Origin of the sequence: Hydrogenophaga sp. (assembly GCF_965657535.1) — a bacterium.
In the GTDB taxonomy this organism is placed as follows: Bacteria; Pseudomonadota; Gammaproteobacteria; order Burkholderiales; family Burkholderiaceae_C; genus Hydrogenophaga.
Genome location: NZ_CBFHOP010000013.1, coordinates 39,271 through 59,593, shown reverse-complemented (window position 1 = coordinate 59,593; position 20,323 = coordinate 39,271). Strand labels below are relative to the sequence as shown.

The following is a 20,323-nucleotide window of genomic DNA, read 5'->3' as shown; positions in this document are numbered from 1 at the left end:
CCTGCGGGCGCACCGGGCACGACCGTGAGCACGACCGTGACGCTGTCCAACGCAGGCAGCGTCACGGTGACCTTCACCCCCGTGGTGGTGGTCAACGGCGTGACGAGCACACTGGCAGCGGTGACCCTGGCGCCAGGCCAGAGCACCCAAAGCACGCCCATCAGCGTGCCACTGACGAGCACCGGCGCGACCGTGACGGCCATCGTGAGCGCCCCGAGCGTGCCCGACAGCAACCCGAGCAACAACACCGATACAGAAATCGCTGGCACCGTGCTTGCTGACGTCACGACCGAAGTGGACCTGCCGGCCAACGCGCCAGCGGGCACGGTGGTCACGGGCACCGTGGTGTTCACCAACAGCGCGGGGGCGGGCACGACCGCCAGCGCCACGGTGGGCACGGTCACGCTGAGCAACGGGCAGAGCTACACCTACACCGTGGGCGAACTCGCCCCTGGTGCGAGCGTTACCCGAACCTTCACCACCACCGTGCCGAGCACGCTGGGCACGGTGCTGGAAGTCACCAGCACGGTGGGCACCAGCACGCCCGAGAGCAACACCGCGAACAACACCGACGTAGACAACCAAGCCGGAGGCGAACAACTCACCCCCTTGTTCAGCGACCCAGGCGTGAACGTCAACCCGATTCCTGCGGGCGCACCGGGCACGACCGTGAGCACGACCGTGACGCTGTCCAACGCAGGCAGCGTCACGGTGACCTTCACCACAACGGTTGTAGTCAACGGTGTGACGACGACTTTGGTGAATACGCTGGCGCCGGGTCAGACCGAGAGCGTAATCCTGAGCGTACCTATGACGAGCACTGGTGCAACCGTGACGGCAACCATCACCGATTCCAGCGTGCCTGATAGCAACCTGGCCAACAACAGGGATAGCCAGTCCAAGACCCTCAACGCATCTTTGTCAGGCCGAGTGTGGCTTGATACCAATGGCAATGGTGACACTGTCACCTATGAACCTGGCGTTGATGTTCCTCTGTCTAGCTATCTTGTTGAACTGCTGCAGGGGAATTCTGGCTCGCCTATCGTGGTCGCGACGGCTCTGACGGCTGCTGATGGCAGTTACAAAATTGTGAACCAGACACCCGGCACCGATTACTCGGTTCGCTTTAAGAACCCGTCGGGTGAGGTGGTCGTTAGTACGCCCTTCAACCAAGCCAAGAGCACCGAGGGCGGGAATGCATCTACAGGAACCACGACCACAGTGCTGTCAGGTGGCGCTATTGTTGCGGGTGCCATCAACAACGTGACGCTCTATGCAGGCGACAACGTGGTGGAGCAGAACTTGCCGATCGACCCTAGTGGCCGGGTTTACGATGCAGTGACCCGTCAGACGGTGGCTGGGGCGATCGTTACGCTGATCGGGCCCAATGGTCAGCCTGTGGATGGATCGCTGTTGGTGCAAGGTGCATCCACCATGACGACAGCGGCTGATGGTCACTACCGCTTTGATCTGTTGCCTGGCGCGCCTGAAGGACGCTATCGCCTAGGCATCACGGCGCCTTCTGGTTACCTGCCGGTGCCAGCATCCAGTCTGGCCTCACCAGGTGTGGCGCCCGGCTTGCCGGCAGAGGGCTCTATTCTGGCGGGTGGCGTTTTCCAGTCTCCGCTGGGATTTGGCGGCGAGGAGGTGGCTATTCAGCCCAATGTACTGCCACCCAGCGCGTCCATCAACGCACCGGCGTCCGTGGGTAGCCCTGGTACCCAGTATTTCTTGGAGTTTGTTCTGGCTCCTAATCGCAAGGGCGTGGTGAACAACCATATCCCGCTTGACCCCTTGGGTGCGGGTGTTCTGCTGGTTAGCAAGGCGGCTGACAAGTCAGTTGCTGAGCTGGGCGACTCGCTGCGTTACACGATCCGTGTTCAAAACACGAGCGGTGTTTTGGTTCCAGGTGTCGTGATTGAAGACGCACTGCCTGCAGGTTTCCGGTACATCCCGGGTACGGCACGGTTGGGTGATGTCGCCATGACCGACCCGGCCGGTGCAGCAGGCCGATCGTTGGTGTTCGCGCTGGGTGATATGGCTGCGAGTGCCACGGTGGAGTTCAGCTACTTCGTGCGCCTGGGTGTGGGCTCGCAGCAGGGCGACGGTACCAACCGTGCGGTCGCCGTGTTTAATGGTCCTTCGGGTCCCGTACGTTCCAACACCGCAGCCTTCAAAGTCAAGGTGCAGGGCGGCGTGTTTAGTAACGAAGGCTGCATCGTTGGCAAGGTTTACGTGGACTGCGACGGGAATCATGCACAGAACAACGTGGGCGGTAGCCGCGAAATCGGCATTCCGGGTGTGCGCCTTGTGATGCTGGACGGCTCTTATGTTGTGACCGACAGCGAAGGCAAGTACAGCGTCTGTGGTGTGAAATCGCAAACGCATGTGATCAAAGTCGACCGCAGCACCCTGCCCAAAGGCGCGCGCATGTTGCCCTCAAGCAACCGCAACGCAGGTGATGGCAATAGCTTGTTCGTTGACATGAAGGGTGGTGAGATGGCCCGTGCCGACTTCATCGAAGGATCGTGTTCGGTGGATGTCATGGACCAGACCAAGGTCCGCCGCGCCCAGGGCAGTATCTTCGCGCCCGAAGCCGAGAAGGGTGCCGACTACAAGCTCCAGCCGGGAGGGGAGATGCCTGCGCAGCAGATACTGCCGGCGACACGCCAGGACAGTGTGGACGCGTCCGTCCAGGGGAGGGCTGTGAAATGAAGGCCCGCACTAACCAGAACCGGTGTTTGACTCAAGTGATCAACAAGACTCCTGTAGCCCTTGCGGCCGCTCTGCTGGCTTCAGCCGCTTTCTCTCAGCCTGCCGACAACACCACCAGCGCTGACGTGGTCGATACGGCCAGCCTGTTTGCTTCTGGTGGCCAAGCCACTGTCGGTCCGCGTCCGTTCACTTCTTTCCTTCAGCGTCTCGACTCGCCTGTTGAAACCATCCAAGTTCAGGCGGCGGCAGACAACTTGCCCGCTGACGGCGTTGGGTTCAACGAGGTGGTGGTGACCCTAAAGGACAAAGATGGTCAGTTGGTGACCACTGAAGTAGAAGTGACGATTGAGGTCAGTGGTGGTGCGCGTGTTTTGTTGCCCGGGCGCAAGACGTCTGAGTCGGGCGCAGACCGTGGCGATATCGACCGCATCACCCCTGGCGTGCAGGCCACCGTGAGTGGCGGCATCTTGCGTTTCAAGCTGATGGCGCCCTACAAACCCGAAGCGGTGCTGTTGCGGGTCTCGGTCAAAGGTTCCGCTGAGCAGGTGACGCTGCGTTACCTGCCCGAACTTCGCGAAATGATCGCAGTGGGGCTGATCGAGGGACGATTGCGCTCAGACAAATTTGACCCCAGCCAGATTGTTCCGGTGCGCGAAGACGACACCTTCGATACCGAGCTCAAGGGATTTACCAAAGAGTTCAGCGGTGGGAAAACCCGCGCTGGCGCCCGCGCAGCCGTCTACCTCAAAGGCAAGATCAAGGGCGATTACCTGCTGACCTTGGCTTACGACTCTGACAAAGACACCGATCGCCAGCTGTTTCAAGAGGTGGATCCCAACGCTTTCTACCCGGTGTATGGTGATGCCAGCATCCGAGGCGTAGACGCACAGAGTTCTGAAAAGCTCTATGTGCGGATTGATCGCAACCGAAGCTTCTTGCTGTACGGCGACTACACCACCGCAGATGGCAACGCCGCTCGCCGCTTGAGCCAATACAGCCGATCGCTCGCAGGCCTAAGCGGCCGCTATGAAGATGGTCCCGTCACGGCCAACGCCTTTGTGGCGCAAGATACCCTGCGCCAGGTGATCGACGAGTTCCCTGCGCGCGGCGTCTCAGGGCCCTACACGGTGTCCAACCCCAACGGCGTTACCGGTTCCGAGAAAATTGAGATTGTGGTGCGCGACCGCAACCAGCCCAGCCGCATCCTCAAGACCACAGCCCTTGCCCGCGACAGCGACTACGCGTTTGAGCCATTCAGTGGCCAAATTTTGTTTCGCTCCCCGGTGCCCAGTGTTGACGATCAGCTCAATCCGGTGTCCATCCGGGTCACTTACGAAGTGGACCAAGGCGGCGAGAACTTTCTTGTGTACGGCGGCGACCTAAAGCTGGCCTTGACCGACCGCCTGACGCTGGGCGTGGCTGCAGCCAAGGATGAAAACCCCGAGGCGCCTTATTCCGTGTTGGGCGCCAGCCTGCAGCTCAAGCTGAGCGACAAGACCGAGGTCATTGCTGAAGTGGCTCGTACGCACAGCTTGGTTAACGCTGGCGCCAGCGGCTTCAACGTCAACACCAGCAACAATTTTGACGGGAAGAGCGGCGAAGTGAGCGGCAACGCGGCGCGCATCGAGATTCGCCATGTTGACGAGCAACTGCGTGCGCGGGTCCACGCCGCTCGCGCCAGCGAAGACTTCAACAACAGCGCGGCCGGTATCACCGGTGGTCGTACCGAGCTGGGTGCCTCAGCCGCTTACAAGGCCAGCGACGACTTGACGGTAAACGCCGAATACCTGCGCTCCCAAGATGAGCTCGATTCGACGCTGACCCGTGCTGGCGTGGACAACGCGACACAGGCGCTGGCGCTGGGCGCTGACTACAGCATGACGGAGCGGCTGACTTTGGGTGGCGGCGTTCGCGCAGTGAAAGAAAGCGCGGCCAGCCTGTCCAGTCTGAGCACCAGTGTGTGCTCCACCGACACCACTGCAACCACCGGGGCCACCGGCTACAACAGCGGCTTTGGTATCAACCAGGTGGGAAACCAGTCCATCGACCCCGCCACGGGCCGCCCCGTGGTGTGTTCGCCCATTACAGGTGTTGCCGCTACTGCGCCCGAAGACTTGGATCGCACGTCGGTTTACGGCCGGGCCGCATACAAAATGACCGATACGCTCACCTTCAGCGGCGAGTTGCAGCGTGAATTGGGCACCGACGGCACCAATCTGTATCGCGTGGGCGCCGACTGGCGCGTTGCCGACAAAACCCGTCTGTACGGTCGCTACGAACGTTCGCGTGAATTCGGCGGCGCCTATGGCCTGGGCGTTGGCGATGCAGCCAGTGCCTTTGCCTTGGGCGTGGACACCCAATACACGCAAGACGGCTCGCTCTACAGCGAATACCGTCTGCGCGACGCCGAGTCGGGCAAGGACATTCAGGCCGCAGTTGGCTTGCGCAATGGCTGGGTGTTGAGCGAGGGTTTGCGTCTGGTGACCAACGCCGAGCGCCTGACGGCGTCCAGCGGCAACGCAACCGCCCTGGCTGCAGGTCTGGAATACACCGGTAGCGAACTCTGGAAAACTTCAGGCCGCATTGAATGGCGCCAGGACGCCGACAACACCAATCACCTGGTGACGCTGGGCGTGGCGCGCAAGCTTGATCGCGACTGGACGATGCTGGCCCGTGACTATTTCAACCAGGTCAGCCCGCGCACTGCCGCCGGAGGTGACTCGCGTCAAAATCGGTTCCAGGTGGGCTTTGCCTACCGGCCTGTCGACAGCAACCGCTTTGATGCGCTGGGCTTGCTGGAGCAGCGCAGTGAATACACCGCCGGTGCCGAATCGCTCGACCGCGATGTCAGCATCGTCAGCCTGCGTGCCAACTACCACCCCAGCCGCCCTTGGTGGGTGTCGGGCCGGTTTGCACACAAGCGGGTTAACGAGCTGCTGCTGGGTTCCGTGCACGACGACTACAGCGCCTCGCTGGTGGGCACGCGCGTCACCTACGACATCACCAACCGCTGGTCGGTGGGCGGATTGTTCAATGTGCTGCAGGGCAGTGGGGGTGAGCGCCAATACGCCTACGGTCTTGAGGTGGGTTACGTGTTGATGGACAACCTGTGGGCGACACTTGGCTACAACTGGCGCGGCTTCACCGACAAGGACCTCTCCGGCAGCGACTACACCAACCGTGGTTGGGTGCTCGGCATGCGCTACAAGTTCGACGAAGACCTGTTCCGTGGCAAAGATGCCAGCGTCAACAAAACGCTCACTCCTGTCCCCTCGACACCCTGACGCGCGCCTGGAACATGCACGCGTCTTATTTATCATCCTCGCCAAAGGCCCGCCCTGCAGCGGGCCAACGAACAGAAGCGATCCACACCGCTATGCGTACACACATCACTGCTCCCCTTTTGCTGTCCGTGCTCACCCTGGCAGGCTGCGCCAGCGTGTCCGATACCGTTCCTACTGCCCAGGACAGTGGACTTGCACCCCAGGCCGCGCGCATTACCGATGAGCGCATTCTGGGCGATCGAAAAACCATCGAGGTGGTGCAGCAACGCCTGCGCGCCCTGAACGAGGCGGGTGTGCTGCAAAACAACTATGCCCTGGCCAAGGCTCAGTGCTGGCTCGATACCGCCAAGACGCAGTACCACGAGAATGACCGGACAGGCTACGTGGAGGCTTCCCTGTTGGAATCCGTGAAGATTGTGCAGTTGCTGGAAGCGGACAAGAACGCCAAGGCTGGCCTGGACACTCCGCTGGTGGCCAATAGCACCAAGCTGCGCGACGACTTGTGGCTCAAGCTGAGCGGCTTCAAGGCCAATGCAACCACCCTTCGGTGCAACGCACGCACCGTGGCTTGTGCTGAGGTGCGGCTGGTGCGAGCTGGTCATGCGGAAGAGCAAACCGGCTGGCGTCAAGCCACGCCGCATGTGGCCATGGCCGAAGACGCGGTGCGACGTGCGGCCGAGGAAGCGGCCAGCTGTCAGCTGCCGGTGGTGGTGGCCGCTGCGGCCCCCGTGTCTGCACCAGCTGCTGTACCCATGCTGCAAAAAGAAAGCGTGACGCTTTTGGGCGACGCGCTGTTCAAATTTGACAAGTCGGGGCGCGACGACCTGTTGCCCGGTGGCTTGGAGCGCTTGCGCGAAGTGGCCGATCGTTTCAAGCAGTACCGCACCATAGAGTCCATCAGTTATATCGGCCACACCGACCGCTGGGGCACCGAGGCGTACAACGATGCCTTGTCTTTGCAACGCGCCAACACAGTGCGCGCCTATCTGGAAAACATGGGTGTGAAGGCCGGCACGGCCGCGACGGCAGGACGTGGCAAGCGCGAGCCGGTGGTCGAATGCAGCTCGCAGCCACCCAAGGCGCTTCAGGTGGTGTGTCTTCAGCCCAATCGCCGGGTGACGATTGAAGTGCTGGGTGTGAAATAACCGGCGTTGCAAACGCGGAGAAAATGCCGCCACGGTGCAAACCGGTGGCGGTTTTTGTTGGAGTAACGGCCTACAGTTCATTGTGGGTTGCGTCCCACTCAATCGGGTAAAACCGCGGTTACCTCAATTTCCACCTTGGCCCGGTCTTCCACCAGCGCGCTGACCTCTACGCAGGTCATGGCGGGGAAGTGCTTGCCCATCACTTCCCGGTAAACCGTGCCCAGCTCGCGCAGGCGGGCGTTGTACTCGTCCCGGTTGACGATGTACCAGGTCATGCGCACCATGTGTTCGGGGCCGGCGCCGGCGCAGGCCAGCACGGCGTGTATGTTGGACAGCGCCTGTCGGGTCTGGGCGATGAAGTCGTCGCTCTCAAACTGTTGTGCGCCGTTCCAGCCAATTTGGCCGCCCACAAAAATCAGCGTGCCGCGTGCTGCCACGCCGTTGGCGTAGCCCTTGGGGGTGGCCCAGTCGGGCGGTTGCAGGTGTTTCATGGTTGGGCGGTGGGTGTCGTTGAATCGGCGGCCAGTTTGCGCAGCGCAAAGCGCTGCAGCTTGCCGGTCTCGGTGCGGGGCAACTGGTGCACAAACACCACGTCGCGGGGATATTTGTAGGGCGCCAGGGTGTGCTTCACATGGTCTTGCAGCACCTTGGTTTGGGCTGCGTCGGCGGTCTCGCCGGGCTTGAGCACCACGTAGGCCACCACGATCATGCCGCGCTCGTCGTCGGGGCGGCCCACCACGCCACACTCGGCCACGGCCGGGTGCTGCAGCAGCGCGGCTTCCACCTCGGGCCCCGCCACGTTGTAGCCGGCGGTGATGATCATGTCGTCGGTGCGGGCCTGGTAGAAAAAGTAGCCGTCGGCGTCCTGGCTGAAGGCGTCGCCCGGGAAATTCCAGCCGCCTTGTACATACTGCGTCTGGCGCGGGTCGTCCAGGTAGCGGCAGCCGGTGGGCCCTTTCACCGCCAGCCGGCCCACGCTGCCGGGTGGCAGTGCATCGCCAGCCTCGTCGACGATCTTGGCCTGGTAGCCGGGTACCACCTGGCCCACCGCACCTTGACGCACCGCCTCGGGCGGCGACGAGATGAAGATGTGAAACATTTCGGTAGCGCCAATGCCGTCCAGCATCTCCAGTCCGGTGGCGGCTTTCCAGAGCTGGCGGGTGGCGTCGGGCAGTCCTTCGCCAGCGCTCACGCTGATGCGCAGCCGCCCGATGCCGTGGGTCTGGGCGAACGGCGCCATTTGGCGGTAAAACGTGGGTGCGGTGTAGCAGATGGTGGCGCCGACCTGCCCGATCAGCTTGACCATGGCTTCCGGTGTGTACGGAATGCTCGGGAAATAGACAGAGGCGCCCGCCCACATGGGAAACACCAGCAGGCCGCCCAGCCCAAAGGTGAAGGCCAGCGGTGGGGAGCCCATGACGATGTCGTCGGGCGTGGCGCGCAGCACATGGCGCGGCCAGGTTTCGCAGGCGGCAAGCACATCGTGGTGGGTGTGAACAGCGGCTTTGGGTGTGCCGGTGGTGCCCGAGGTAAAGGCCAGCAGCGCCACGTCGGTGCCGGCAGTGGGGCAGGGCGTTGCGTGGGTGCTGTGTGCGCTGGCCAGCGTTTCCAGTGCGTGGGACGCGGTGGGGTCGCCGGTGTTGAACACGCGAAGCGGCAGCGCGGCGGTGGCCGGGCTGGCCGCCAGTGCGGCCTGGAGCTCGTCTTGCAGTGTGGTGTCACACAGGGCTGCAGAGGGTTGCGCTTTGGCCATGATCTCGGCCAGCTCCCTCGCACGCAGCAGCGGCATGGTGGCCACCGCCACCAGGCCCGACTGCACCACGGCCAGCCAGGCCAGCGCCATGGCCACCGAGTTGCCGCCGCGCAGCAGCACGCGGTTGCCCGGTACCAGCCCCATGTCGAGCGTGAGCACGTTCGCGATGCGGTTGACCTCAGCGCGGGCCTGCGCATAGCTCAGCGTGCGTTGATCGCTGCGAAACAGCGGGCGATCGTTGTGGCCTGCGGCTGCCGCGCGCTCGAACAGCGTGTGCACCAGGTTGCACTGTGCGGGCAGTTGCTTCAGCTCTGGCAGGTCATCCGTGAGCTGGGGCCACTGCGCTTGGGGAGGCAGCCGGTCGTGGACGAACCGGTCGGTCTGGGCGGAGGGATGGGTGGGCATGTGGGCCTCCTTGGTCATGACTTGAGGGCCGCCTTGCCCAAGATCAGCAACTGCACCTCGCTCGCGCCTTCGTAGATGCGCAGCGAGCGGATGTCGCGGTACAGGTGTTCGATCACGTTGCCCACCTGCACGCCGCGGCCGCCGAACATTTGCAGCGCCATGTCGATGACCTTCTGCGCGTTTTCGGTGGCGGTGAGCTTGGCGCTGGCGGCTGCCGCCGTGTAGGCCGGTGTGCCGGCGCCACTGGTGCTGCTGCAGTCGCGCATCCAGGCCGCACGGTAGGTGAGCATCGCCGCCGCTTCAATCAGCGCGCTCATCTCGCCCAGCCGGGCTTGCGTGAGCTGGAAGTCGGCCAGGGTCTGGCCGAACATCTTGCGGCTCTTGGCGTGCGCCACCGCTTCGGCGAACGCGCGGCGGGCCATGCCCAGCGCCGCAGCCGCCACGGAGGCGCGGAAGATGTCCAGCGTTTGCATGGCGAGCTTGAAGCCGCCGTTCACCGTGCCGATCAGTGCCTCTTGCGCGATGCCACAGTCGCTGAACGTGAGCGTGGCCAGCGGGTGCGGCGCCATTACCTGAATGTGCGCGCTGGCGTCCAGGCCCGTGGCGCTGGCGTCCACGATGAACGCGCTGATGCCGCGAGCGCCGGCGTCCGGTTCGGTCTTGGCGAACACCACATAAAAGTCGGCCATGCCGCCGTTGCTGATCCAGGTTTTCTGGCCGTTGAGTTGCCAGCCGTTGGCGGTGGGCATGGCGCGCAGGGCCATGGCGGCCACATCAGAGCCCGCGTCCGGCTCGCTCAATGCAAAGGCCGCGATCTTCGCGCCTGCCGCGACGGCGGGCAGGTAGGCGGCCTGCTGCGCAGCGGTACCGGCGAGCGTGATGGCACCACTGCCCAAACCCTGCATGGCGAACGCGAAGTCGGCCAGCGGTGAATGGTAGGCCAGGGTCTCGCGCAGGATCACCAGCGCGCGCGAATCGAGCGCGGGCAGGGCGCCGCCGTGCGCAGCGGGCACGCAGTAGCGCAGCCAGCCGGCTCCGCCCAGGCGCTGCACCCATTCGCGGCACGCGGCGCGGTCGTCGGATTCGTCGACACGTTGCTCGCGCGCCCAGGCCACCAAGCCGTTGGCCAGTGCGCGGTGAGCGTCGTCGAAGAACGGGAGTTCCAGGTGCGCAGTGGGCGCCAGGGCGCCGTGTGGGTGGGGGTGTTCAAAGGCGACCATGTCAGGGCTCTCGGCGTGAGGGGGAGTCGATCCAGCTCGCACCACGGCACCGGCTATGCCGGGGCGTGGGTGCGGTCCCCCTTGGAGGAAGACGCGATGCGGCACAGGGGGTGTTCATGGCTTCAGTCTCCCTGAAACTGCGGACGTTGTTTGGCGGCAAACGCCTCGTAGGCGCGGCGAAAGTCTTGCGTTTGCATGCAGATGGCTTGCGCCTGGGCTTCGGCCTCAATGGCTTGGTCCAGCGTCATGGCCCATTCCTGGTGCAGCATGGTCTTGGTCATGCCGTGGGCAAAGGTGGGGCCTTGCGCCAGTTGCGCAGCCAGTTTGTGGGCGGCGGGCAGCAAGGCGTCGCTGTCGTGCAGCGCGTTGAAGAAGCCCCAGGCGTGGCCTTCTGGTGCCGTCATAGCGCGGCCGGTAAACAGCAGTTCGCTGGCGCGGCCCTGGCCGATCATGCGGGGCAGCAGGGCGCAGGCGCCCATGTCGGCGCCCGCCAGGCCCACGCGGGTGAACAGAAAAGCCACCGTAGCGGCTGGCGTGCCCAGCCGCAGGTCGCTGGCCAGCGCCATCATGGCGCCGGCACCCGCACACACGCCGTCCAGTGCCGCCACGATGGGTTGCGGGCAGGCACGCATGGCGCTCACCAGCGCGCCCGTCATGCGGGTGAAGGCCAGCAGCTCGGGCATGGTCATTTTTGTGAGCGGGCCAATGATCTCGTGCACATCACCGCCAGAGCAGAAGTTGTCACCCGCGCCCGTGAGCACCACGGCCTGGATATCGGTGGCTTTTTGCAGCCCCAGGAACCAGTCGCGCAGCTCGGCGTACGAGTCGAACGTGAGCGGGTTCTTGCGCTCGGGCCGGTTCAGCGTGACGGTGGCCACGCCGTGGGCGACGCGCAGGGCGAAGTGCTGGGGCGCGGCATCGGCCATGGCGCTGTACTGGCCGCGCATGGGGTTGTGGTCGGGTATGGGGTGTTTCATAGGGGTTACTCCGCTGCGGCGTCCATGCGATGGTTGATGTCGAGTTGGTGTTGCTTCACGTTGCCGAGCAACTGGTGTAGCTGGTCGAGGTCGCGTGGTGGCAGGCCTTCAAAGGCCTCGACGATCCATCGCTCGTGCTGCGTGGCCATGTGTTCAAAGGCGCTGCGGCCCGCGGGCGTGAGGCGCACCAGAAAGGCCCGCCGGTCGCCTTCCACCGCCATGCGCTCCACCAGGCCCTCAGCCACCAGCTGGTCGGTGATGCCGGTCACGTTGCCGCCGGTCACCATGAGCCGGTGTGACAGCTCTTTCATCTTCAGGCCCTCGGGGTGGCGTTCCAGCTGGGCCATGAGGTCAAAGCGCGGCAGTGTGGTGTCGAACTGTTCGCGCAAGCCAGTGCGCACGCGTTTTTCAATCAGCTGCGAGCAGGTGAGCAGGCGCAACCACAACCGCAGCTCTTGAGCGTGTTCGGTGTGGGCGCGGGCTTCCAGGTCGAGGGTCGGGTCGGCGTTCATGCGGCCTCCGCCGGGTCTGGGTTGGCGGGGGCCGCCTGCAGGCTTTGCTGGCGGGCAATTTCTCGGTAGAGCTGGTCGCGCCCGCTCTCGTAGGGACGCGGCCAGTCAATCGCGCGGGTCTGCAGCTTGGCGGCCTCATGCAGCGTCCAGGCCGGGTTGGCCAAGTGCGGCCGGGCCACCGCGCACAGGTCGGCGCGCCCAGCACCGATGATGCTGTTGGCGTGGTCGGCTTCTGAAATGGCGCCCACCGCCATGGTCAAAATGCCAGCTTCGTTGCGCACGCGGTCGGCAAACGGGGTCTGGTACATGCGGCCATACACCGGCTTGGCCTGCCGCGTGGTCTGGCCGGAGGACACGTCGATCACGTCGCAGCCGGCGGCCTTGAACAGCCGCGCGATGGCGACCGCGTCGTCCGGCGTGTTGCCGCCAGGCGCCCAGTCGTGCGCCGAGATGCGCACGCTCATGGGCTTGTCGGCCTGCCACACCGCGCGCATGGCGCTGAACACTTCCAGTGGGTAGCGGCAGCGGTTTTCCAGCGAGCCGCCGTAGTCGTCGGTGCGCTGGTTGGTCAGCGGGCAGATGAAGGCCGAGAGCAGGTAGCCGTGCGCTGCGTGCAGCTCCAGCCAGTCAAAGCCGGCGGCGGCCGCGCGTTGCGTGGCTTCGACGAAGGCGGCGGTCATCGTGTCCATGTCGGCGCGGGTCATGGCGCGCGGCACCTGGTTCTGCGCGCCATAGGCCACGGCGCTGGCCGACAGCAGCGGCCAATTGCCGTCCGGCAGCGGCTCGTCGATGGCATCCCAGCCCAGCTGCGTCGAGCCTTTGGGGCCGCTGTGGCCCAGCTGGATGCCGATCTTGGCGCTGCTCTGTTGGTGCGCAAAGTCCACGATGCGCTGGAACGCGGCTTGCTGCGCGTCGTTCCACAGCCCTGGGCAGCCGGGCGTGATGCGGCCCTCAGGCGTCGGGCTGGTCATCTCCACCATCACCAGCGCAGCACCACCCACAGCGCGTGCGCCCAGGTGCATCAGGTGCCAGTCGCCCACCACGCCGTCGCTGGCCTTGTACTGCGCCATGGGGGAGACGACGATGCGGTTTTTCAGTTCCACGCTGCGCACCTTCAGCGGCAGCAGCATGGGCGGTGTGGGGTGTTTTTTGGGTGCGGTGCCGGGCCGGGCTTGTGCTTCCAGCCAGGCCTCGTAGCCTTCCAGCCATTGCGGGTCGCGCAGCCGCAGGTTTTCGTGGCTGATGCGCTGGCTTCGCGTGAGCAGCGAATAGCTGAACTGCTCAATGTCCATCCCGGTGTAGCGGTCCACGTTTTCAAACCACTCGGTGGAGTTGCGCGCTGCATTCTGGATTTTCAGCACCTCCACGCTGCGGCGTGCTTCGTAGCCCTGCAACACCGTGGCCATGTCGGCGCCCGCGTTTTTCATGAACTCGTCGGCCAGATCGATTGCGTCTTCCAGTGCGAGCTTGGTGCCGCTGCCAATGGAGAAGTGCGCGGTGTGCGCGGCGTCGCCCATCAGCACGATGGGTGTGGGCCTGCCCGCCACGTCTTGCCAATGCACCCAGGTCTGGCAGATCACGCGCGGAAACCGGATCCAGTTGGCCGAGCCTCGCAGGTGCTTGGCGTTGCTGATGAGCGGGTGGCCGTCCAGGTGCTTGGCAAACAGCCGCTCGCAAAAGGCCACACCGTCTTCCTGGCTCATGCTTTCAATGCCGTGCGCTTGCCACACGTCTTCCGGCACTTCGACGATGAAGGTGGATGTGTCGGCGTCGAACTTGTAGGCGTGGGCTTGAAACCAGCCGTGCTCGGTTTGCTCGAAAGCGAAGGTGAAAGCGTCAAACGTCTTGTGGGTGCCCAGCCAGACAAAGCGGCATTGGCGCGTGTCGATGTCGGGTTGGAAGGTGCTTTCGTAGCGCGTTCGGATGCGGCTGTTCAGCCCGTCGCTGGCAATCACCAGGTCGGCCTGGTACTGCTCGGCCAGCGCCTGGTCGTCGGTCACGTCCGTTTCAAACACCAGATTCACGCCCAGCGCCAAGCAGCGTTCCTGCAGTATGTTGAGCAGGCGCTTGCGCCCAATGCCAATGAAGCCGTGGCCGGTGGATCGCACACTTTGGTCTTTGTAGAAGACTTCGATGTCGTCCCAGTGGTTGAACGCATCGGCCATTTGCTGTGCCGACTCCGGGTCGGCCTTTTTCAGGTTCTGCAGCGTCTGGTCGGAAAACACCACGCCCCAGCCAAAGGTGTCAAACGGCCGGTTGCGCTCGACCACGGTGACCGTGAGCGAGGGGTCGCGCCGCTTCATCAGCAGCGCGAAGTACAGACCCGCCGGGCCGCCACCGATGCACAGGATGCGCCGCAGCGCTGAAATGGAGGTGTTCATGCCTAATTAGTTTAGACTTGAAATAAATGCCGCCAATCGGGAAAACCCTGCTCTGGCGTGCCTGGGTTTTGCGCTGCGCCGCAGCGTCAAACGGCGTGGCATTGATCCAAGCCGTGTTGGTGGGCCGGCTTTGGTGCAAAAATGGGTTTTAAGACCAAGGAGCACAACATGTCTTTGTACCGATTCAAATCCCGCGAAACCGGCGACCTGGTGATGCTGGAGCCCACCGGGCAGCGTGTGCTGGAGATCCTGGGCAAAGACCCCAGTGGCCCCGGCATCATCTTGCCGGAGCAGATGGCGCCTGCCGTGCAGGCCCTGCGCGAAGCGGTAGAGCAAGAAGAGGCAGAGCAAAAACGCCTGAAGGCCGAGGCTGCAGCCAAAGGCGAGCTGCCGCCCGAATTCGATGTGGTGAGCCTGCGCCTGCGCTGCGCCCCGTTCATCGAGATGCTGCAGCGCTGCGAGCAGGCTGGGGTCGAAATCGTCTGGGGCGTGTAACGCACGCGTTTGGTGCCGCAGCCCAGTGTGGCGTCCGTCCACCCGTGCACCCGACGCCTTCACCACGGGCGCCTATTGGGCTGTGCCGGCCGCCATCAGGCCGGTGAACGCCTGTGAGGCGTTGCTGGCGGTCATGGCACCCTGCGCCGTGAGGCGCCTCTTGATGGCCGGCACATTCAATGCTTTGGCCACGGCTTGCTGGCTGCGGCTCACGACCGCAGGCGGCGTGCCTGCTGGGGCCTGCAGGCCAAACCACGAACGGGCTTCAAAGCCGACCAGCCCACTGGCCTCGGCACGGTGCGGGACGTGCACCGCTCGCCCGCCAGGTGATTCGGTGTGCCGTTGCCGCTTGACGCCAAGTTCAGCTGGCCCGGGTTGGCCTCGCCGCAGCGGATAAGCTTGGCCACGGTGTGGATGCCAGGCGGCCACGAAAAAAGCCGCCCGAAGGCGGCTTGTGGCGCTCAGCAAACCCGACCGGATGGCGCGGGGTGTGCCTGGGTTGCCCGGATCAGTCAGCGAACTGGCCAGCGGCGTCAATCACGGTCTTCAGCTTGGTGATTTCACTGGCCACGAAGGCTTTGTGGCCGGCTGGCGTCACACGGCTGTCTTTCGTGACCAAGGCGCCCAGCGCTTCCTGGCGCTTGATGAACTCGGGGTCTTTCAGTGCCACTTGCAGCGCATCGTTGAGCTTTTTGGTCACGGCGGCAGGCGTACCCTTGGGGGCGTACATGGCGTGCCAGATCGTCAGGTCAAAGCCCTTGAGACCCATTTCCTGCAGCGATGGGTAGTCCTTCAGCAGTTTGTGGCCGGACAGCGGCTTGGCCGTGGTCACCGCAAAGGCCTTCACGCGGCCGCCTTCAATCTGGCTGGTGGTGTTGGTGGTCTGGTCGCACATCACGTCCACCTGACCGCCGATCAGGTCGTTCATGGCCGGGCCGGTGCCACGGTAGGCGATGGTGGTCATGGACTTGTCCAGCTTCACGGCCGACTGCCACATCAGACCGCACAGGTGCGACGCTGAACCCAAGCCAGCGTGGGCCAGGTTGAGCTTGCCGCCGTTGGTGCGGATGTAGTTTTCGAAGTCGCGGTAGGTGTTGGCTGGCAGCTTGGGCGAGCCCAGCAGCGTCATGGGCACATCGTTGATCATGCCCAGGTACTCGAAGTCTTCGAGCGGCTTGTAGGGCAGCTTGCGGTACAGGCCTGCGGTGGCGGCCATGCCGATATGCCAGACCAGCAGCGTGTGGCCATCGGGCGTGGCACGGGCTACCTTGGTGGCGCCAATGGTGCCGCCTGCGCCCGCTGCATTTTCCACAATGATGTTGGCGCCGCCCAGCGGCTTGCGCATGGCTTCAGCCAGCTGGCGCGCAACCAGGTCGGTTGGGCCACCGGCTGCGAAAGGCACCACGATGGTGATTGGCTTGGCCGGAAATTCCTGTGCGAAAGCGCTCACCGAGACAGCAGCCGTCAAGGCCAGGGCAAAAATCTTTTTCATGCGGATGTTCCTGAAAGGTTGGTCACGGCTCGATGTTAGCCCTTCGAGCCTTTCGGGAAATCGCGGTAATTACTTAGGCGGGCATGAGGGGAAACCCTTTGAATCGGGCTGTAAGTAGTGCTTATTTGTAACTCCGTGCGTCTTCGATGACCTTGCCGTCGTTGGGCAGTGTGCCTGGGCTGACCACCTGCACGGCGCCGCGCAGTTTGGTCACGTCGCGCATCACGGCTTCAATCTGCTCGCTCAGGCCCTGCAGCGCTTCGGCCGCTTCTACCTGCAGGCACATGGCGTCGTTGGCCATCTCGCCGCTCACCACCAGCCGGGCCTTGCACACTTGGGGAAAACGGCGGGCAATGTCGGCCACTTGTGAGGGGTGCACAAACATGCCTTTGATCTTGGTGGTCTGGTCGGCGCGGCCCATCCAGCCCTTGATGCGCGGCGCGGTGCGGCCGGTGGGGCAGCTGCCGGGCAAGATGGCCGACAGGTCGCCGGTACCAAACCGCACCAGCGGGTAAGCGGGGTTGAGCGTGGTCACTACCAGTTCACCCACTTCACCCTCGGGCACCGGGTCGCCGGTGCCGGGTCGCACGATTTCCACGATCACGCTCTCTTCCAGCACGAGGCCTTCGCGTGCGCTGGTCTCGTAAGCCACCAATCCCAGGTCGGCCGTGGCGTAGGTCTGGTACACGTCCACACCCTGTTCTTTGAACCAGGCTGTCAGGCTGGGCGGGCAGGCTTCGCCGCCCACCGATGCCTTGTTCAGCCCCGAAATGTCAGCGCCCGCTTCGTGGGCTTTCTCGAGCAGTATGCGCAGAAAGCTGGGCGTGCCGGTGTAGCCGTTGGGCTTCAGGTCAAGCATGGCTTCGAGCTGTTGCTCGGTCTGGCCGGTGCCGGCCGGAAATACGGTGCAACCCACCGCATGAGCGCCCGACTCCAGAATGAACGCGCCCGGTGTCATGTGGTAGCTGAAGCTGTTGTGCACCAGTTCGCCTGAGCGAAAACCGGCCGCGTACAGGGCCCGCCCGGTGCGCCAGTAGTCGGCCGTGTGGCCTTCGGGTTCGTAGATGGGGCCTGGGCTGGCAAAAATGCGCGACATACCAGGGCCGCGCACCAGTGCCGCAAAGCCGCCAAAGGCATCGCCACCTGCTGCACGCAAGGCTTTCTGGCGCTCCAGCAACTCGCTCTTGCGGGTGACGGGCAGGCAGGCCAGCGCAGTGCGGCTGTTAACTGTTGTGGCATCTACGCCTTGAAGGATCTCGGCCATGGCCGCGCTGCTCGCCTGAGCGTGTGCGATCTGGGTCGGCAGCATCGCCATCTGCGCCGCTTCACGCTCAGCAGGCGAACGGGTTTCCAAGGCGTCAAAAAAATCGGTCATATTCAAAACCACAAAAGGTGGGGGAGAGCTGTCTCAAACCAAGAACGTCACAGAAAGGGCTCAACCGGACAGCTGCAATGCCTTAAACCAAGAACGCCGCGGAACCGGCTTCGCAGGGCCGCCAGCGTTGCCCCCTGGAGGGGGTGACGCCATAGGCGGCTCGGGGGTGGGCCATAAATCCTGCGGCGCGGGGGTGTGCCATCAAGCGAGCCAGCGCTTGCGCCGTTTGTAGCTCTTCACGTCCTTGAACGACTTGCGCTCACCGCCGCCCATGCCCAGATAAAACTCTTTCACGTCCTCGTTGTTGCGCAGGTCGCTGGCGGCGCCATCCATCACGATGCGGCCGCTTTCCATGATGTAGCCGTAGTCGGCGTACTTCAGTGCCATGTTGGTGTTTTGCTCGGCGATCAGGAAGGTCACTTTTTCTTTGGTGTTGAGGTCTTTCACGATCTCGAACACCTCTTCCACAATTTGCGGCGCCAAGCCCATGGACGGCTCGTCCAGCAGCATCACGCTCGGGTTGGTCATGAGTGCGCGGCCAATGGCACACATCTGCTGCTCGCCGCCCGAGGTGTAGGCCGCCTGGCTGGTGCGGCGGGTTTTCAGGCGCGGGAAATAGTTGTAAACCTTCTCCAGGTTGCGCGCGATCTCGGCCTTGTCGTTGCGGGTGTATGAGCCCGTCATCAGGTTTTCTTCAATGGTCAGGTGGGCAAAGCAGTGCCGGCCTTCCATCACCTGCACCACGCCCCGGTTCACCAGGTCGGCCGGCGTGAGGTTTTCGATGCGCTCACCGCGCAGCTCGATGCTGCCTTTGGTGACCTCGCCGCGCTCGGCCTTGAGCAGGTTGGAGATGGCTCGCAGCGTGGTGGTTTTGCCGGCGCCGTTGCCGCCCAGCACCGCCGCGATTTTGCCCTCGGGCACGTTGAGCGAAACGCCCTTGAGCACCAGGATCACGTGGTTGTAGATGACCTCGATGCCATTGACGTTGAGAACGGATTTGGTGGGTTCCATGTGCTTTTTCCTTTGACCAATCGACAAGGCTGCGGTGCAGCCCTGTCGGCTGGCGGCCCGCGAGGGCCGCGCCCTGCCCGGTTGGGCAGGGCAAAGGTCCTATCAGGACTGGCAGTCGGCCGGGGTGCGGCGGGTCAGCTTCTTCTCGGCAGCGTATTTGTCTGCAGAGGCCTTGACCAACGGACGAATGATTTGCTCATCGGCCTGCAGCCAGTCGGAAGCCCAGACGAACTTGCTGCCATCCCAGGTGTGCACACGGGTCCAGGCGGAACCCATGTGGTCAGCACAAGAGGTGGACACGGGGCGCATCACGCCCTTGAAACCAAGCGCATCCAGCTTGGCCTGGGTCAAGTTCAGGTTCTCGTAACCCCAGCGGGCCTGTTCACCCGTGATGACTTTGCCCTTGCCGTATTTTTCCTGGGCGGCTCGCACGCCTTCGACAGCCAGCATGGCACCGACGACGCCACGCATGTAAAGCACCGAGCCCACTTCTTCTTTCGGTCCGGTGCCCTGGCCTTTGGCGTGCACTTTCTGCAGGATTTCCTTCACCACGGCGGACTCGTATTCGGCGCCGTGCTGCATCATCACCGCGCTGTAGCCTTTGGCACCTTGTGCCACGTCCTTCAGATCAGGTTCTGCGCCCGACCACCAGGTGCCGAACATCTTTTCACGCGGGTAACCCGTGGCCACGGCCTCTTTGATGGAGGTTGCGGTCATCACGCCCCAGGTTTGCAGCACCACAAAGTCAGGACGCTGCTGGCGCACCTGCAACCAGATGGCCTTTTGCTCCACACCTGGTGCAGGGATGGGCAGCAACTGCAGCGTGAAGCCATGCATGGCCGCGCGCTCTTGCATGATGGGCAGCAGTTCTTTGCCGAACGGGCTGTCGTGGTAAGCCACGCCGATCTTTTTACCCTTCAGGTTGGCCCAGCCACCTTGTGTCTTGGCAATGTGCTGGAGCACGGTGTCTCCGGCCACCCAGTAGTGACCGATCAAGGGGAAATTCCACTTGAACACGCCACCGTCGGCCGAGTCGCTGCGACCGTAGCCCGAGGTGATCATGGGAATTTTGTCGCCAGGAATCTTTTCGGTCAGCGCAAACGTGATGCCAGTGGACAGCGGCTGGAACACTGTGGCGCCGCCATGTTTGCCCTTCAACCGTTCGTAGCACTCCACACCGCGGTCCGTGGCGTAAGCGGTTTCACATTCTTCAACGAGTGTCTTGACGCCGTTGATGCCGCCGCGTTCGTTCACCAGCTTCATGTAGTCGTTGTGCCCGTTGGCCCAAGGCGTTGCGTTGGGGGCGACAGGACCGGTGCGGCCGGACAACACGGGGAAGAATTGCACCTTTTCTTGCGCCAGCGCGGCGGTAGACAGCATGGCGGACGAAAGTCCAGCACAGACCAAGGACACAGAGAGGGCAAGGTTACGAAGTTTCATCACATTTGTCTCCTAAGGAAAAACCAACACACAAACCAACACAAAAAACCAATCAAGAGCCTGTCAGTTCAACGCGTCTGCCCAACGCTCGCATCGGGGAAATCCCCATAGGGCTTCC

Annotated in this window: 15 protein-coding genes; 4 read left to right on the top strand and 11 right to left on the bottom strand. The window is 63.5% G+C overall.

All coding sequences use genetic code 11. The features are described 5' to 3' along the window. The first annotated feature begins 36 nt into the window (after positions 1 to 36). The 3 genes from ACTG4K_RS18095 to ACTG4K_RS18085 all read left to right on the top strand — a co-directional run bounded on the left by ACTG4K_RS18095 (position 37) and on the right by ACTG4K_RS18085 (position 7,144). Entirely contained in the window at positions 37 to 2,715 is a 2,679-nt protein-coding gene (locus tag ACTG4K_RS18095) for an SdrD B-like domain-containing protein (protein WP_439115620.1), read from the top strand. Between the two features lie 26 nt (positions 2,716 to 2,741). After that, positions 2,742 to 5,999: a hypothetical protein gene (locus ACTG4K_RS18090; protein ID WP_439115619.1), complete on the top strand. Its 3,258-nt coding sequence runs from the start codon at positions 2,742 to 2,744 to the stop codon at positions 5,997 to 5,999. Positions 6,000 to 6,091: 92 nt separating this feature from the next. Further along, on the top strand, positions 6,092 to 7,144 hold the full coding sequence (locus tag ACTG4K_RS18085) for an OmpA family protein (RefSeq protein ID WP_439115618.1): 1,053 nt from the start codon (positions 6,092 to 6,094) through the stop codon (positions 7,142 to 7,144). A 98-nt stretch (positions 7,145 to 7,242) separates the two neighbouring features. On the opposite strand, the gene ACTG4K_RS18080 is transcribed toward ACTG4K_RS18085, so the two are convergent. The 6 genes from ACTG4K_RS18080 to ACTG4K_RS18055 form a co-directional block, all read right to left on the bottom strand. Continuing rightward, the gene (locus ACTG4K_RS18080) at positions 7,243 to 7,635 is read right to left on the bottom strand and encodes a RidA family protein (protein WP_439115617.1); all 393 of its coding nucleotides are present in this window, start codon (positions 7,633 to 7,635) and stop codon (positions 7,243 to 7,245) included. Then, complete coding sequence (locus ACTG4K_RS18075; protein ID WP_439115616.1) at positions 7,632 to 9,302, bottom strand: AMP-binding protein; 1,671 nt, start codon at positions 9,300 to 9,302, stop codon at positions 7,632 to 7,634. The genes ACTG4K_RS18080 and ACTG4K_RS18075 overlap by 4 nt, the downstream gene beginning before the upstream one ends. 14 nt (positions 9,303 to 9,316) lie before the next feature. Then, on the bottom strand, positions 9,317 to 10,522 hold the full coding sequence (locus ACTG4K_RS18070) for an acyl-CoA dehydrogenase family protein (RefSeq protein WP_439115615.1): 1,206 nt from the start codon (positions 10,520 to 10,522) through the stop codon (positions 9,317 to 9,319). A gap of 122 nt (positions 10,523 to 10,644) precedes the next feature. After that, a complete protein-coding gene (locus tag ACTG4K_RS18065; RefSeq protein WP_439115614.1) occupies positions 10,645 to 11,499 on the bottom strand; it encodes an enoyl-CoA hydratase family protein in 855 nt (284 codons plus the stop codon). Positions 11,500 to 11,504: 5 nt separating this feature from the next. After that, positions 11,505 to 12,011, bottom strand: coding sequence for a MarR family winged helix-turn-helix transcriptional regulator (locus ACTG4K_RS18060; RefSeq protein ID WP_439115613.1), 507 nt, complete (start codon positions 12,009 to 12,011; stop codon positions 11,505 to 11,507). Continuing rightward, complete coding sequence (locus tag ACTG4K_RS18055; RefSeq protein WP_439115612.1) at positions 12,008 to 14,392, bottom strand: bifunctional salicylyl-CoA 5-hydroxylase/oxidoreductase; 2,385 nt, start codon at positions 14,390 to 14,392, stop codon at positions 12,008 to 12,010. The genes ACTG4K_RS18060 and ACTG4K_RS18055 overlap by 4 nt, the downstream gene beginning before the upstream one ends. Positions 14,393 to 14,560: 168 nt before the next feature. On the opposite strand from ACTG4K_RS18055, the gene ACTG4K_RS18050 reads away from it, so the two are divergent. Further along, the gene (locus ACTG4K_RS18050; RefSeq protein WP_439115611.1) at positions 14,561 to 14,887 is read left to right on the top strand and encodes a DUF1840 domain-containing protein; all 327 of its coding nucleotides are present in this window, start codon (positions 14,561 to 14,563) and stop codon (positions 14,885 to 14,887) included. Positions 14,888 to 14,959: 72 nt separating this feature from the next. Here ACTG4K_RS18050 and ACTG4K_RS18045 read toward each other — a convergent pair whose 3' ends face one another. From ACTG4K_RS18045 to ACTG4K_RS18025, 5 genes are all read right to left on the bottom strand, one after another. Beyond that, on the bottom strand, positions 14,960 to 15,199 hold the full coding sequence (locus ACTG4K_RS18045; protein WP_439115610.1) for a tripartite tricarboxylate transporter substrate-binding protein: 240 nt from the start codon (positions 15,197 to 15,199) through the stop codon (positions 14,960 to 14,962). A 196-nt stretch (positions 15,200 to 15,395) separates the two neighbouring features. After that, entirely contained in the window at positions 15,396 to 16,379 is a 984-nt protein-coding gene (locus ACTG4K_RS18040) for a tripartite tricarboxylate transporter substrate-binding protein (RefSeq protein WP_439115609.1), read from the bottom strand. 121 nt (positions 16,380 to 16,500) lie between these two features. After that, positions 16,501 to 17,754, bottom strand: coding sequence for a phenylacetate--CoA ligase family protein (locus tag ACTG4K_RS18035; RefSeq protein WP_439115608.1), 1,254 nt, complete (start codon positions 17,752 to 17,754; stop codon positions 16,501 to 16,503). 201 nt (positions 17,755 to 17,955) lie between these two features. Next, on the bottom strand, positions 17,956 to 18,765 hold the full coding sequence (locus tag ACTG4K_RS18030) for an ABC transporter ATP-binding protein (RefSeq protein WP_439115607.1): 810 nt from the start codon (positions 18,763 to 18,765) through the stop codon (positions 17,956 to 17,958). Between the two features lie 102 nt (positions 18,766 to 18,867). After that, on the bottom strand, positions 18,868 to 20,205 hold the full coding sequence (locus ACTG4K_RS18025) for an ABC transporter substrate-binding protein (RefSeq protein ID WP_439115606.1): 1,338 nt from the start codon (positions 20,203 to 20,205) through the stop codon (positions 18,868 to 18,870). Positions 20,206 to 20,323 lie beyond the last annotated feature (118 nt).